The 14,756-nt window shown below is 41.4% G+C and carries 14 protein-coding genes; 8 read left to right on the plus strand and 6 right to left on the minus strand.

What is annotated here, in order from left to right:
* Positions 1 to 576: 576 nt before the first annotated feature.
* On the minus strand, positions 577 to 1,563 hold the full coding sequence (locus tag GKD17_RS17175; protein ID WP_007839446.1) for an isoaspartyl peptidase/L-asparaginase family protein: 987 nt from the start codon (positions 1,561 to 1,563) through the stop codon (positions 577 to 579).
* A 473-nt stretch (positions 1,564 to 2,036) separates the two neighbouring features.
* Between GKD17_RS17175 and GKD17_RS23430 the strand changes: the two genes are divergently transcribed.
* A complete protein-coding gene (locus GKD17_RS23430; RefSeq protein WP_005843640.1) occupies positions 2,037 to 2,171 on the plus strand; it encodes a hypothetical protein in 135 nt (44 codons plus the stop codon).
* A 100-nt stretch (positions 2,172 to 2,271) separates the two neighbouring features.
* Here GKD17_RS23430 and GKD17_RS17180 read toward each other — a convergent pair whose 3' ends face one another.
* Positions 2,272 to 2,661, minus strand: a complete 390-nt coding sequence (locus GKD17_RS17180) for an L-rhamnose mutarotase (protein ID WP_005843638.1) — start codon at positions 2,659 to 2,661, stop codon at positions 2,272 to 2,274.
* The gene (locus GKD17_RS17185) at positions 2,661 to 3,632 is read right to left on the minus strand and encodes an ROK family protein (protein WP_005853709.1); all 972 of its coding nucleotides are present in this window, start codon (positions 3,630 to 3,632) and stop codon (positions 2,661 to 2,663) included. The genes GKD17_RS17180 and GKD17_RS17185 overlap by 1 nt, the downstream gene beginning before the upstream one ends.
* 152 nt (positions 3,633 to 3,784) lie before the next feature.
* Between GKD17_RS17185 and GKD17_RS17190 the strand changes: the two genes are divergently transcribed.
* The 5 genes from GKD17_RS17190 to GKD17_RS17210 all read left to right on the plus strand — a co-directional run bounded on the left by GKD17_RS17190 (position 3,785) and on the right by GKD17_RS17210 (position 9,513).
* Entirely contained in the window at positions 3,785 to 4,504 is a 720-nt protein-coding gene (locus GKD17_RS17190; RefSeq protein WP_005843634.1) for an ABC transporter ATP-binding protein, read from the plus strand.
* Between the two features lie 9 nt (positions 4,505 to 4,513).
* Positions 4,514 to 5,770, plus strand: coding sequence for an ABC transporter permease (locus GKD17_RS17195; RefSeq protein WP_007831494.1), 1,257 nt, complete (start codon positions 4,514 to 4,516; stop codon positions 5,768 to 5,770).
* Between the two features lie 4 nt (positions 5,771 to 5,774).
* Positions 5,775 to 7,016 carry an ABC transporter permease gene (locus tag GKD17_RS17200; RefSeq protein WP_007831493.1) on the plus strand — a complete coding sequence of 414 codons (1,242 nt, stop codon included), beginning with the start codon at positions 5,775 to 5,777 and terminating at the stop codon, positions 7,014 to 7,016.
* A gap of 73 nt (positions 7,017 to 7,089) precedes the next feature.
* Complete coding sequence (locus GKD17_RS17205; RefSeq protein WP_005843627.1) at positions 7,090 to 8,184, plus strand: efflux RND transporter periplasmic adaptor subunit; 1,095 nt, start codon at positions 7,090 to 7,092, stop codon at positions 8,182 to 8,184.
* Between the two features lie 12 nt (positions 8,185 to 8,196).
* The gene (locus tag GKD17_RS17210; protein WP_007831490.1) at positions 8,197 to 9,513 is read left to right on the plus strand and encodes a TolC family protein; all 1,317 of its coding nucleotides are present in this window, start codon (positions 8,197 to 8,199) and stop codon (positions 9,511 to 9,513) included.
* Between the two features lie 156 nt (positions 9,514 to 9,669).
* Here the strand turns inward: GKD17_RS17210 and GKD17_RS17215 are convergent, their stop codons facing one another.
* Complete coding sequence (locus GKD17_RS17215) at positions 9,670 to 10,623, minus strand: hypothetical protein (RefSeq protein ID WP_007839424.1); 954 nt, start codon at positions 10,621 to 10,623, stop codon at positions 9,670 to 9,672.
* 123 nt (positions 10,624 to 10,746) lie between these two features.
* Positions 10,747 to 11,580 carry a CvfB family protein gene (locus tag GKD17_RS17220; protein ID WP_007831483.1) on the minus strand — a complete coding sequence of 278 codons (834 nt, stop codon included), beginning with the start codon at positions 11,578 to 11,580 and terminating at the stop codon, positions 10,747 to 10,749.
* Positions 11,581 to 11,656: 76 nt separating this feature from the next.
* Between GKD17_RS17220 and GKD17_RS17225 the strand changes: the two genes are divergently transcribed.
* Positions 11,657 to 13,051, plus strand: a complete 1,395-nt coding sequence (locus GKD17_RS17225; protein WP_007831481.1) for an iron-containing alcohol dehydrogenase — start codon at positions 11,657 to 11,659, stop codon at positions 13,049 to 13,051.
* A gap of 82 nt (positions 13,052 to 13,133) precedes the next feature.
* Positions 13,134 to 14,084, plus strand: a complete 951-nt coding sequence (locus GKD17_RS17230) for a FimB/Mfa2 family fimbrial subunit (protein WP_007845945.1) — start codon at positions 13,134 to 13,136, stop codon at positions 14,082 to 14,084.
* A gap of 11 nt (positions 14,085 to 14,095) precedes the next feature.
* Here GKD17_RS17230 and GKD17_RS17235 read toward each other — a convergent pair whose 3' ends face one another.
* A complete protein-coding gene (locus tag GKD17_RS17235) occupies positions 14,096 to 14,755 on the minus strand; it encodes an ABC transporter ATP-binding protein (RefSeq protein ID WP_007831477.1) in 660 nt (219 codons plus the stop codon).
* Position 14,756: the final 1 nt, after the last annotated feature.

A 14,756-nucleotide genomic window follows, 5' to 3' on the forward strand; every position in this document is an offset into this window, starting at 1 on the left:
TATCTCCATAGCCTTTGGAGTTATCTCCATAAGCTTTGGAGTTATCTCCCAAGGTTATGGAGTTAACTCCAAAGGCTTGCGGAGATAAGACAAACAGGTAGAAAAGCCTTAACCATACGTCAGGAAAGGGTTAGGGATACGGATGAGATCCTTTAAGGACGAATCTGATGCCAAAGTCTTTTGCGGATGCCTTTTTCTTACGGATGAAAGCCCCGCTAAAATTCTACTGCTCCAAAACTTCTCCGTCAGTGAATAATCAAGATATCATCCGTACCGGTTCCCGATAAGCATACCAACTGTCCGTATCGTTACATACAACCTATAGCTTTCAAACGGTTTTGTCTATTCCAAGGGGTAACGAAGCTAAGACAAAATGTGACAGGAATTCTCAAACTATCAGAGGAAAGGGAAGTGATAACAGATAAAAAGTGGTGGTAGCAGATGTTTTTTCATGCTACTACCACCACCTTTGAAACGCCCTGTTCATGGGTGTTTACGAAAGAGGGTGGTAGTAGTGGGTAGCAGTTTTGCAAAACTCTGTTGCAGGTGGGAGGAAAATTCAAACAGGAACTAAAATTATAAAGTTTTCATCTTCTTCCCTATGCCCACTGCTTTAGAAATTTTGCCTGTTCCTTTTTCCTTATACAAGTAGCCACGGAACATGCCTCCACTATTAAACGGCATGGCAAAATTACCTTTCTTGTCCACTGCAATCAATCCACCATTCCCCTCCTTGGTATTCAGTTCCTGATGGATAATATAATCGGCAGCCTCCCCAACAGGCTGGTGCAGCAACTTCACACGAGTAGAAAGATTATAAGCTACAACATGACGGATAAAATACTCCCCATGCCCGGTGCATGACACAGCGCAACCTTCATTATCCGCATAAGTACCTGCGCCAATCACCGGAGAATCTCCCACACGGCCCCATTGCTTCTTGAACATACCACCGGTACTTGTTCCCGCTGTCAGGTTACCTTGCTTGTCCAGTACCACACAGCCCACAGTTCCATTCTTCTTGCTCTCCTTTTTCAAATCCTCTATCCACTTCAATGTCTTAGGAGTAGCAAAATACATATTATCTACAATTTCCAGCCCTTGTGACTTTGCAAATCGGTCGGCCCCCTCACCTGCCAGCATCACATGAGGTGTTTTATTTTTTACCGCATAGGCTGCATTAATCGGATTCTTCACCGTTTTCAACCCGGCGACAGCTCCTGCTGTCAAATCCTTACCTTCCATAATAGAAGCATCCAGTTCAAAAGTACCGGTACTGGTACAAGTAGCCCCTTTACCAGCATTAAACAAGGGGTTATTCTCAAAATAGTTAACAACTGCCATTACCGCTTCAGGTCCTTCACCACCAGCATCCAATATAGCATTTCCGATACTCAAAGCTGAATCTAAAGCCGCATAATACAAGGTTGATTTCTCCTTATCGTCCTCAAGGTTTTCCATAGCACCGGCACCTCCATGAACAACAATTACGTATTCTCTCTCCTGTGCCAGCATGCGGCACAATGGTAATAAGAGTAGAATTGTGATAAATAAGTGTTTCATAATAGTAGTTTAATATCAATAGTATGGTGCGAATGTAACAAAACAATTTGTAAAAAGGAAACTTTTATGCAGAGATATAGACATAAAAAAAGGAGCAACGCCTTGCTCCAACCTTTGTTAACCTTAAATCTAATACTATGAAAAACACAATGCAAAGGTACGAACATTATTGAAATTTGCAAATTCAACAAAAAGAAAATAATGTTCTCTAACATGATTTAAGGAGATCCACCACTTGTGTTAATGAACATTTCCCTGTCAGATTATAAGTGACATTTTTACAGCTATATTTCTTAACGTATACTAAACAATAAGATAAAATACACATTAAAAGTTAAATAAAGTAGGTTAACACTATGTTTTAAAACATAAATAGGAATTTTGGTGTTATCTTTGCAGTAGTAAAAGAGAAAACAAAAGGTTTTTAGGAATAACCAGTTCTCCAAACGGGAGAACATAAAAAAGATGTAATTATGAAAAGAACAAATGACACAATCGAGATGTTGCAGTATCAGTTAAGAAGATACAAAGCAATGAGAAAAGGAGCTGCTTGCCAATCTTTGCAATACAAGCTTCAGAAATTAATGAGCCAACAGGCGAATGCCTGATGAGCTTTACCATAAAGAACACAAGTTTATAATTTTATAATAATAAGAAAAGGATATGATAAAAATCATATCCTTTTCTTATTATTATCTAGAATGAAAGTTATTCATATAGATAAAACATTCTATCCATCAACTGCCATTTTTCAGCCGAAGACGCTCCCGGCTCTGCCTGTTGAAAGACAGACATATACTCTTCCCATTCTGCCTGGCGAGGCAACGTAGCCATTCTGGCCATGGCCGTATCCCAATCAAAATCGAGAGGAGTTTCCACTATCATAAACAAATTAGTCCCCAGGATATAAATTTCCATTTCCAAAATACCGACTTCACGAATAGCTGCCAATGTTTCCGGCCAAACCTTGCCTTCCGAATGGCGCTTTCTATACTCGGCTATCAAGGCCGCATCGTTTTTCAGATTCAACATCTGGCAATAACGTTTTACCGGTCCCTGATATTTCCGAACTTTATATCCTTGCTTTTTGTTTTCCATTATTCTCTTACTTCCCAACCTAATGCACTAGCTCCCAACACGGCGGCATCAGCATCCTTCAATTCAGAAATCAACAATTTAGTCTTACCTTCGTAAATTTTCAAGATATTATCATCTATAGCTTTACGAATCGGCTTCATGATATAATCACCGGATTTTGCTAATCCACCAAACAGAATAATCGCTTCCGGACTGGAGAAAGCAATGAAATCCGCCAAAGCCTCACCCAAAATACGTCCTGTATATTCAAAGATATCTTGTGCTAATTTATCCCCTCTTACAGCCGCGTCAAAAACATCTTTAGATACAATATCTTCAGCCGGGATGTCTCTTAACAAACTAGGTTCGGGACGGGCAACTAGAAATTCACGTGCCGTGCGTGCCACACCTGTAGCCGAACAATAAGTTTCCAAACAGCCCTTACGACCACAACCACACTGACGTCCGTCACGACGAACTATCACATGTCCCAATTCTCCGGCAAAACCATCGTGTCCGTAAACCAGTTGTCCATTTATTACAATACCACTACCAACACCGGTTCCAAGAGTAATCATAATAAAGTCTTTCATGCCACGAGCCGCACCATAAGTCATTTCGCCGATGGCGGCAGCATTAGCATCATTTGTCAAAGCAGTAGGAACACCTATTGCTTCTTCAAACAAAGCAGCCAAGGGAATCACCCCTTTCCAAGGAAGATTTGGAGCAAATTCAATGGTACCGTTATAGTAGTTTCCATTAGGAGCACCTACCCCCATACCTTTAATTTTTTCTACGCCACCGAACGATTCAATCAACGGACGCAACTTTGAACTGACCGCCTCTACATAATCCTCTATTTTAGAAAATGATTGTGTCTTAACTGAATCGGTAGCCAATACGTTACCACGCGAATCTACAATGCCAAAAACTGTATTAGTTCCGCCAATGTCCATACCTACTACGTAGGGTTTTTCCATGCCTGTTACCATGATATATTATTATTTAGGGTTAGTTATTTTGAGCAAATGTACACAATGCGAAAAAAGAGAGCAAATTTTTTTTCAATTATTTCATATAGCATTGCAACTTTTTGTATCTTCGGCACGTCTAACCAGACAAACACAAGTTAAATTCATCGGTAATGATACATTTAGAGAATATCAACAAAACCTATCATAACGGAGCTCCGCTACATGTTTTGAAAGGTATCAACCTCGACATAGAACGAGGTGAGTTTGTTTCTATTATGGGAGCTTCGGGTTCCGGAAAGTCCACTTTATTGAATATTTTAGGCATCTTGGACAATTACGATTCGGGAGAATATTATTTGAACGATGTATTAATCAAGAATCTGAGTGAAACCCGCTCTGCCGAATACAGAAACCGGATGATAGGATTTATCTTTCAGTCTTTCAACCTGATTTCTTTTAAAAATGCGGTAGAAAATGTAGCTCTTCCCCTCTTCTATCAAGGAGTGAGCCGAAAAAAAAGGAATCAAATGGCATTAGAATACCTTGACAAACTAGGTCTTAAAGAATGGGCGCATCATATGCCCAATGAATTGTCCGGCGGGCAAAAACAACGTGTAGCCATAGCACGTGCCTTGATATCCAAACCGCAAATCATCCTCGCCGATGAACCTACCGGAGCCCTGGACAGCAAAACATCCGTGGAAGTGATGAATATTCTGAAAGAACTGCATAAAAACGAGGGACTGACAATCGTTGTCGTCACTCATGAAAGTGGAGTAGCAAACCAAACGGACAAAATCATCCATATTAAGGACGGACTGATTGAACGGATTGAAGAAAACATAGACCATAATGCCTCTCCTTTCGGCAAGAACGGATTCATGAAATAACTGACACACATGATTGATCTTATTCAAGAAATATTCGGAACAATAAAGCGCAATAAATTACGCACGTTCCTCACCGGCTTTGCCGTAGCTTGGGGTATCTTCATGTTGATCGTACTGCTGGGGGCAGGCAACGGACTAATCCATGCTTTCGAAAGCTCATCTGCAGATATGGCTATGAATTCCATCAAAGTATTTCCAGGCTGGACTTCCAAAGCATACGATGGATTAAAAGAAGGACGCCGCATTGAACTGGACAATAAAGACTATCGGATAACCGAAACCGATTTCCTCCAAAATGTCATCAGTGTAGGAGCTACCGTACGTCAGAGTAATGTGACTTTAACATACGGGCAAGACTATGTATCCACCACACTGGAAGGAGTATACCCTAATCATAAAGATGTAGAAAGAGTAAAACCTGCAGGGGGGCGATTTATCAATGACATTGATATCCGTCAACGGCGAAAAGTAATCATTCTTCATACAAAAACCGCAGAAATGCTCTTTAAAAAAGACGCAGACAAAGCTATCGGAAAATTTGTCAACGCCAATGGAGTAGTATATCAAGTAGTAGGCCTATTTACCGACAAGGGAAGTTTCCAACCTAATGCCTTCATCCCATTCACCACCTTACAACTCATATATAATAAAGGTGACAAGCTGAACAATTTGATATTTATGACACGAGGACTCGATACAGAAGAAAAAAATGAAATCTTTGAAAAGGAGTACCGCAAAGCTATCGGCATACACCACCGGTTTACAGCTGATGACAAAGGCGCTATCTGGATGTGGAACCGTTTCACTCAATTCCTGCAACAAGAAAAAGGTATGCGCATTCTGACTATAGCCATTTGGGTAATAGGCATATTCACTTTGCTGAGTGGCATCGTAGGTGTAAGTAATATCATGCTGATCACAGTAAAAGAACGGACCCGTGAATTTGGTATCCGCAAAGCGTTAGGTGCCAAACCTATATCTATCTTATGGCTAATTATAGCCGAAAGCGTAACAATTACCACCTTTTTCGGGTATATAGGAATGGTGGCAGGTATCGCTGCCACAGAATACATGAATACAGTGGCAGGAAACCAAACTGTAGACGCAGGCGTTTTCACCGAAACAGTTTTCCTCAATCCCACAGTAGATATCAGTATAGCCATACAAGCAACCATGACATTGGTGATAGCCGGTACACTGGCAGGCTTCTTTCCTGCTCGTAAGGCCGTCATGATCCGACCAATCGAAGCACTTAGAGCAGATTAAAATTATGAGAATAGATTTAGACAGGTGGGAAGAAATATTCATCACCATTACCAGAAACAAGACACGTAGCCTATTGACCGCTTTTGGTGTTTTTTGGGGCATATTCATGCTGGTGGCCCTTATGGGGGGTGGCCAAGGACTACAAGATATGATGTCGGCCAACTTTAAAGGATTCGCCACCAATTCCGTTTTTTTCGGAAGTAATAAAACCAGTGAAGCCTATAAAGGATTTAGAAAAGGACGTTATTGGGATATGGAATTTAACGATGTGGAACGTATCCGCCAAGCCGTACCGGAAGTAGAAGTTATCACTCCCAATATCAGCCGATGGGGCTCTACTGCTATTTTCGGAGACAAGAAAAGCTCCTGTGCCGTCAGAGGATTGCAGCCTGATTATGAAAAGATAGAAGCTCAAAATATTACAATGGGGCGCTTTATCAATGACGTAGACATACTGGAAAACCGGAAAGTCTGTACCATAGGAAAACGTGTATACGACGAACTGTTTCCCCAAGGAGGAAACCCATGCGGACAATATTTGCGTGTGGATGGTATTTATTATCAGATTGTAGGTGTTAGCTTATCAACCAGTAACATGAATATCAATGCCGGAACAGAGGATAGTGTAACTCTTCCATTTACTACCATGCAAAAAGCATACAACTTTGGAAAGCGCATTGATTTAGTCTGTATTACCGTAAAACCGGGAGTAACTGTTACCAGTATAGCCGACAAAATAGAACAAGTAATCAAGAAAGCGCACTATATCCACCCGGACGACAAACAAGCGGTGATCATGGTCAATGCAGAAGCAATGTTCAGCATGATTGACAATCTGTTCACAGGCATCAAAATTTTGGCATGGATGGTAGGTTTGGGAACATTACTGGCAGGAGCTATCGGAGTAAGCAATATTATGATGGTTACCGTGAAAGAACGTACAACCGAAATCGGCATCCGCCGAGCCATTGGCGCACGCCCTAAAGATATTCTAAACCAAATTCTTTCTGAAAGCATGGTATTGACAACTTTTGCAGGGTTAATGGGGATTAGTTTCGGAGTCTTGATCTTACAAGGATTAGAAGTAGGAACGGCAGCTTCGGGTACAGAGGCTCATTTTCAAATCAGCTTCTGGATGGCCGTCGGGGCTTGCATTTTATTGATGGTCTTAGGTATGCTGGCCGGATTAGCACCGGCCTATCGCGCTATGGCCATCAAACCAATTGAGGCTATAAGAGACGAATAAAACCATCCGACGTAACGGATAAAGTTTCCATGCAAGAACAAACAAGAATAAAAAAATAATAAAACAAACAGATATGAAAAAGTATGTAAAAATTGCACTATTAGTCATCGTTGCACTGATATTCATCGGAACATTTGTATTTCTCTATCAAAAATCACAACCCAAAGCCAGCGTGTATACTATATTAAACGCAGAAATCACCGATCTGAAAAAGACCACTGTAGCTACTGGAAAAATAGAACCACGTGACGAGATTCTGATTAAGCCACAGATTTCAGGTATCATTGACGAGGTATATAAGGAAGCCGGACAAAAAATAAAGAAAGGAGAAGTGATTGCCAAAGTAAAGGTGATCCCCGAACTGGGACAACTAAACTCAGCAGAAAGCCGTGTAAGGCTGGCAGAAATCAATGCCAGACAAGGGGAAACGGACTTTGCCCGCATGAAAAAACTGTTCGAAAGCAAACTTATCAGCAGTGAAGAATACGAAAAGAGTGAAGTAGCTGTAAAACAAGCACGTGAAGAATTACAAACAGCCAAAGACAATCTGGAAATAGTCAAAGAAGGTATCACTAAAAACAAAGCTTCATTCAGTAGTACCCTTATCCGATCTACTATTGACGGATTGATTTTAGATGTGCCCGTAAAAGCCGGTAACTCCGTCATAATGAGCAACACATTCAATGACGGAACCACTATCGCCACCGTAGCTAACATGAATGATCTGATTTTCCGCGGCAATATTGATGAAACGGAAGTAGGACGCATACACGAAGGCATGCCGGTAAAAATAACTTTAGGAGCCTTACAAAACATGGAATTTGATGCACAACTAGAATATATATCCCCCAAAGGTGTAGAAGAAAATGGTGCTAACCAATTTGAGATCAAAGCAGCCATCACAGTCCCCGACAGTATTACCATCCGTTCCGGATATAGCGCAAATGCGGAAATCGTTCTGGCACGTGCCAGCAAGGTACTGGCAGTACCCGAAAGTACTGTTGAGTTTAAAAACGACTCTACTTTTATATACGTATTGACAGATAGTGTACCTTCACAGAAATTCAGCCGTCGTGCCGTTATTACAGGTATGAGTGACGGTATCCAGATTGAAATAAAGAACGGTCTGAATGTCAATGAAAAAGTACGCGGAGCAGAAAAGAAATAACAGAATATCATTATGAAGAAACAAATCATTATAGCCTTGGCCACCCTGACTGCATTACCGGTCGTTTCCCAAGAAAAATGGGATTTACGTAAATGCATTGATTATGCTATAGAACACAACCTGAGTATCAAGCAACAGGAAGCTGCAAGAGATCAGAATGCAGTGGATTTGAATACTGCTAAATACAGCCGGCTGCCTAATCTGAACGGTAATGTGGGCCAGTCATTTAACTTCGGCCGTGCCTTGCAGGCAGACAATACGTACGGCGACCGTAATACCAAAAACACCAACTTCTCACTCAGTACCAGTATTCCTTTATTTACAGGATTGCGGATACCGAACAACATCGCTCTCAGCAAACTGAACCTGAAAGCAGCTACAGAAGACTTGAACAAGGCCAAAGAAGATATCAGCATTTCTGTCACCTCTGCCTATCTACAAATTCTTTTTAATGAAGAATTGGCAAAAGTAGCTCACAACCAAGTAGAGTTAAGCCGGGAACAGCTGGAATTGAAAGAAGCCTATTTCAAAAATGGGAAAGCATCTGAAGCCGAAGTCTATGAAGCCCGCGCACGCGTCGCACAAGACGAAATGTCAGCAGTACAGGCTGACAATAACTATCAGTTAGCTTTGTTAGAACTGAGCCAGCTGTTGGAACTTCCTACTCCTGACGGATTTGGAGTAGTATCTCCCCGTGTAGAGGATGATTTTACTCTGCTTTCACTTCCCGAAGATATCTATGCACAAGCTGTTCTGAACAAACCAAGTATTAAAGCAGCCCAATTTCGTCTGGAAGGTGCGGCCAAAAATATCCGTATTGCCCAAAGTTCCTGGTATCCGCAATTAAACTTCAGTGCAGGTATAGGAACAAACTACTATAATATTTCAGGAGTAGAAAATGCTTCATTCAGCAGTCAGTGGCATCAAAATTTTAATAAATACCTGCAATTCTCACTCAGCATTCCGTTGTTCAACCGTTTTGACACACGAAATAAAGTAAAGAACGCACGCATCCAGCGCACTGCTTTATCATGGAAGTTGGAAGAAAGCAAAAAGGCTCTTTTCAAAGAAATACAGCAAGCATACTATAATGCAGTAGCTGCCGAAAGCAAATATAAAAGCAGTAATACAGCTACGGATGCTTCTGAGGCTTCCTTCCGTCTGATGAGCGAAAAATATGCCAATGGTAAAGCCAACGCTACTGAATACAATGAGGCTCGTACCAATTGGATGAAAGCCGTTTCGGATATGCTTCAAGCAAAATATGATTATCTGTTCCGTACCAAAATTCTGGATTTCTACAAAGGAGTTCCTCTTACTTTAGAATAATTTCTTAAGATTCACCACAGATTTTCACAGTCCATTCATAATCAAATTCTGCGTTGACCTGTGGTGAATCATCATAAAAATGATCTTTACAATCCGGACAATTCATTGTATCTCCAACTCTTATTTACGTCAATTTTCGTCGTTTTTCAAATCATACTATACCGTACGCATACGCACTACAGTTCTCTCCTTAGAATTACTTTTATTGCTTCCTCCTGAACGTTCCGAATCTTTCTCTTTCTTACCATTTCCTCTTCTCACATCCCTGCCGGATGGAGTAATACGCCTATTTTCATGACGGTCCTTATCAACCTGTGAGTTCTGTCCACGTCGTGAAGGGCGCCCATCATGCTTGTTATTATGATCCTTCTTCGGTCTGTCCGGCCTTGCCTGTGGAACAGACGGACGATGATGATCACCCGACGGCCTGTCAGGACGGATTTGAGGTCTGTTTGGACTAGCCTGAGGAGGAGTGGCTGGGCGATGATGATCCTTTTGAGGAGGACGAACAACTATATTAAAATCACGACGACGGTGCATATCATACGTCATTCTATCATGGCGGATACGATAATGTCCGTCGTACACATCATGGCGATAATGGTCACGATAATGGATCTTATAATAACTGACATTATTGAAATGAGTACGATAATGCCCTCCGCAATAACTAGCATAGTGATGCGGTTTGCCATAGTAGAAAAAATTCACATTATTATATACCAGATAGATACGGAACTGCCATTTGTTCTCATGCGCATAAATGGGACGGTAGAAATGCTCAGCCCTCATAAAACGACGATATTGCGCACTGGAAAGTATCCAACGAAGATCATCATTACGCACATCCAAAAAATCATAATAACGTTCCAACGCATAATCATAGCCTCTTACCACATCATCCATCAGATAACGGACATTATTGATAAAATCATAATTCACCTCATATACATCATTGTATTGCTGCGGAGTGAGTTTCAGTTCGTATGCCATACGGTCGGTAAGAAAACGAGTGTTCTGTCTCATTTTGCTGATACTCATGGCCCCCATTGCGGGAATAGTTATACCTAGCATACAAATCACTATCAGTAATGTAGTCCATCTTTTCATAGCTGTTACGTTTTTAGTTTGTTAGTTCTATGGCACAAAAATAGGGGAAATCACTTTCCCCCACAATTGATTTTCCCCATAAATTCATAGGGCTTTTCCTATATCTGGTAGGGAAAAGCTCCACTAAGTAAGGCGTATCCCCTCAGCTTCTAAAACAACCAGACGTTTTTTATATAAATCCCCCACCGCTTTTTTGAAAGTTTTTTTACTGACACCAAAAGCATCATAGATATCCTCTGCAGCACTTTTATCATTCAATGGAGTGAAACCTTCATGATCTTTAATATATTGTAATAACACTTCTGAAAAATCATCCACCTTCTTTGCGCCTAACTTTTGCAGAACCAAATCTATCTTGCCATCCTCACGCACCTGCTTTACATAAGCCTTCAGCCGCATACCGGCTTCTAAAGGTTGGAAAATCTCATTATCGTAAAGCAAACCACTGAACTTATTTTCCACAATAGCTTTAAATCCCAAATCTGTTTTCTGCCATATCAGGATATCCACTTCCTGCCCCAGCCGATAATCGGGATGTTCTTTAGAAAGATAATGCTCCACTTTAGCAGATGCCATAATGCGGTAACTATCTTCGTCTATATGTGCGTGTATTATATACTTTCTCCCTTTCTGCATTTTCATCTTTTGTTCACGGAAAGGTACAAAAAGGTCTTTCATTAATCCCCAATTCAAAAACGCACCAAACTCATTAACCCATGCCACTTCCAAACAGGCAAACTCGTCCACCTGCACCAATGGCTGTAAAGTGGTAGCTATCAACCTTTCCTCATTGTCGAGGTAAAGAAAGACATTCAGCACATCGCCAGGCTTACAGCCTTCGGGCACATAACGCGTAGGCAATAAAATCTCTCCGTCATCGCCTCCATCTAAATAGACACCAAAGTCTACTTCTTTTACAACCTCCAGCTGGTTGTATTTTCCCAGTTTTACGTTCATTAGCTAAATTTTTTCTCAAAGATAAATAAAAAGCACTATCTTTACTCGCTATTAACAAAGAAAACCCCAATTAGTTATGGATAATTTTATCTTTTACAATCCTACACGCCTCATCTTTGGCAAAGGCATGATTGCCCAATTGTCCCAACAGATACCGGCCAACAAGAGAATCATGATCACTTTCGGAGGTGGCAGTGTAAAAACAAATGGAGTCTATGAACAAGTAATCCAAGCCCTTGAAGGACGTGATTACACGGAGTTTTGGGGAATAGAATCAAATCCTGATATATCTACCCTGAAAAAAGCTATAGAATCAGGCAAAGAAAAAAACATCGACTTCCTGCTGGCAGTAGGTGGCGGCTCAGTTATAGACGGTACCAAGTTGATTTCCGCTGGTATTCCCTACGACGGAGATGCCTGGGAACTAGTTAAAAAAGGCAGTGCACAAAATACTATTCCTTTAGGAACTGTGCTAACTATTCCCGCCACAGGTTCAGAAATGAATAACGGAGCTGTAATTTCATGCCGTGAAACTCATGAAAAATATCCATTTTTCTCCTCTCATCCTGTATTTTCTATCCTAGATCCGACAGTAACTTTCTCATTGCCCGACTATCAGATAGCTTGCGGACTGGCAGACACTTTTGTACACGTCATGGAACAATACATGACCAAAACAAACGAATCTTATCTAATGGACCGCTGGAGCGAAAGCATCCTTCGTACATTGGTACAAATCGCTCCGCAAATCAAAGAAAACAAACAGGATTATCACTTGATGAGTGAATTTATGATGTCCGCCACTATGGCTTTGAACGGTTTCATTGCTATGGGAGTATCCGAAGACTGGGCCACCCACATGATAGGGCATGAGCTGACTGCATTACATGGCATGACACACGGCCAGACACTGGCTATCGTATTTCCCGGAACTCTACGGACACTCGCCGACAAAAAGCGTGACAAAATACTACAATATGGCGAACGTATCTGGGGGGTTACTTCAGGAGTTCCCAGTGTACGAGTATCGCTAACCATAGAAAAGACTGAAGAATTCTTTAGAAATTTAGGACTTAAGACCCGTTTGGATGAAGCAGGAATAGGCGATGATACCATCGAAGAAATAGTACGCCGGTTCAATGAGAGAGGCGCAGCATACGGAGAGGACGGTGATGTAACTGGAGAAGTGGCACGCCGGATTCTGCAAAACTGTAAATCGAAAAAAGAAACAACTGATACAGGAGGAACGAGTATGAAAACAGTTATTCTTACTTCTTTCAAAAGTGATGTCCGAGCACACATGTTACAGGATCTTCTAAAAAATGAAGGTATAGAATCCATGTTGCAGGGAGAGTATACAGCCCAAGTTTTGGCTTATATTCCGGGAATGGAAATAAAGGTTCTAGTCTTCGAAAAAGATTATGCCCAGGCATTTGAAATCCTGAAAGCCAGTTTTCCCGAGAAAGTATAAGCATAACTTTCTTCTACACCATTCAAACTTTCTCATCCATATCTTGTTATAGGGAGTATTCAAACCTAAACTAAAGATGTACATGAGAAAGTTTTTATTTTTACCTTTACTGGCACTGCTAGCTTCGTGCGGTAAAGATGAGGATTATGACAGAAGCAATCCCAAACCTGAAGAGATGGTGACTCCCGCCTTATATGCCACCATTCAACAAAATACGACCGATCTTTATAACGGTCCTTTGGAAGTATTACCTTGCCGGCCTGATGGCAGTATTTATGTAGGAAATTACACATCAACCGGAAATCAGACCCCTGTCCCCGCATATTATTCCATAGAAAACGGAATAGGAAAATCTAAAAATTCCCCTCTAAGACTGCCCGCAGGCACCTATAATATCATTTATTGGGGATATCCCACCTTTTTCAATACTACAGACGCCGCACTGAGCGACCCTACCCTAATTTTAGGAGAAAAATTACTCGACACTTCATTAGGATTACGAAAAGTCCCCGTAGATACTGTTTACTATCCTGTACACGATTTAGTATTCGGCACACAAGAGATCAATATCGGTCAAGATGACCTTCAAGCGCATCTCATTCGTGCTACCGCCGCATTAGGAGTAATCACTACCGAAACAAACGGTAACGCTTTCAGCGAAAGCATAGACTCTATGTGGATTTATATCAGCAATATCTATAGTAATCTGAATTATTTCTCCGCCCAACCGGAAGGAACTGTCAAAACCATACGTTTCGGGTTGATCCCTAACGCAGATCGAAAAGAATTCAGCAATAAATTTGTATCTGTATTCCCATCCCAGCCAAATCCAATGATCCAAGTCTTCGTGCAAATGAAAAACGGAGATTTAAAGCATTACCAACAAAAGCTAACCACACAACTTAGTGCCGGAACAAAAACAACAGTCAACCTGAGTATGGACGGTGTACTACTGGAAGAAGGAGGGACCGGAGGATTCCAAGTAGACCAATGGAAAGAGCAGAATGACAGCATCCATATACCATTAAACTGATCTCTGCTCTATTAAATTTTCAAAGAAATCCTGCCATCTACCATGTGAATAGTACGGTCCGTCAAACGAGCCAAATTTTCATCATGAGTAACAATAACAAAAGTTTGGCCTAATTTATCACGCAAATCAAAGAACAACTGATGAAGTTCCTCTTTATTGCGGGTATCCAGACTGCCCGACGGCTCATCCGCAAGGATAACCGCCGGGTTGTTTATTAATGCACGCGCTACCGCCACCCGTTGCTTCTCCCCTCCCGACAATTCAGCCGGTTTGTGCGAAGCACGTTCGGACAACCCCAAAAAAGCTAGCGTTTCTTTGGCTTTCCGCATAGCTTCGGAAGAAGATGTACCTGCTATCAACGCAGGAATCATCACATTCTCTAAAGCCGTGAACTCGGGAAGTAACTGGTGGAACTGAAACACAAAGCCAATCTGCCGGTTACGAAAAGCCGACAACTCTTTTTCCTTCAAACAACTCACTTCTGTACCATTCAGTAAAATAGTACCCGTATCCGCCTTATCTAACGTTCCTATGATCTGCAATAATGTAGTTTTCCCCGCACCACTGGGACCTACAATACTTACCACCTCTCCTTTTTCTATCATCAAGTCAATACCTTTCAGTACCTGCAATGTCCCGAAACTCTTCGTTATTCCCTGTAATTCTATCATA

The organism is Phocaeicola dorei (genome assembly GCF_013009555.1).
Classification (GTDB): Bacteria; Bacteroidota; Bacteroidia; order Bacteroidales; family Bacteroidaceae; genus Phocaeicola; species Phocaeicola dorei.

Bases quoted from the DNA above. Each gene is read 5' to 3' on its own strand.
- GKD17_RS17175 (WP_007839446.1), bottom strand. From the start codon at position 1,563: ATGAAACACTTATTTATCACAATTCTACTCTTATTACCATTGTGCCGC.
- GKD17_RS23430 (WP_005843640.1), top strand. From the start codon at position 2,037: ATGAAAAGAACAAATGACACAATCGAGATGTTGCAGTATCAGTTAAGA.
- GKD17_RS17180 (WP_005843638.1), bottom strand. From the start codon at position 2,661: ATGGAAAACAAAAAGCAAGGATATAAAGTTCGGAAATATCAGGGACCG.
- GKD17_RS17185 (WP_005853709.1), bottom strand. From the start codon at position 3,632: ATGGTAACAGGCATGGAAAAACCCTACGTAGTAGGTATGGACATTGGC.
- GKD17_RS17190 (WP_005843634.1), top strand. From the start codon at position 3,785: ATGATACATTTAGAGAATATCAACAAAACCTATCATAACGGAGCTCCG.
- GKD17_RS17195 (WP_007831494.1), top strand. From the start codon at position 4,514: ATGATTGATCTTATTCAAGAAATATTCGGAACAATAAAGCGCAATAAA.
- GKD17_RS17200 (WP_007831493.1), top strand. From the start codon at position 5,775: ATGAGAATAGATTTAGACAGGTGGGAAGAAATATTCATCACCATTACC.
- GKD17_RS17205 (WP_005843627.1), top strand. From the start codon at position 7,090: ATGAAAAAGTATGTAAAAATTGCACTATTAGTCATCGTTGCACTGATA.
- GKD17_RS17210 (WP_007831490.1), top strand. From the start codon at position 8,197: ATGAAGAAACAAATCATTATAGCCTTGGCCACCCTGACTGCATTACCG.
- GKD17_RS17215 (WP_007839424.1), bottom strand. From the start codon at position 10,623: ATGAAAAGATGGACTACATTACTGATAGTGATTTGTATGCTAGGTATA.
- GKD17_RS17220 (WP_007831483.1), bottom strand. From the start codon at position 11,580: ATGAACGTAAAACTGGGAAAATACAACCAGCTGGAGGTTGTAAAAGAA.
- GKD17_RS17225 (WP_007831481.1), top strand. From the start codon at position 11,657: ATGGATAATTTTATCTTTTACAATCCTACACGCCTCATCTTTGGCAAA.
- GKD17_RS17230 (WP_007845945.1), top strand. From the start codon at position 13,134: ATGAGAAAGTTTTTATTTTTACCTTTACTGGCACTGCTAGCTTCGTGC.
- GKD17_RS17235 (WP_007831477.1), bottom strand. From the start codon at position 14,755: ATGATAGAATTACAGGGAATAACGAAGAGTTTCGGGACATTGCAGGTA.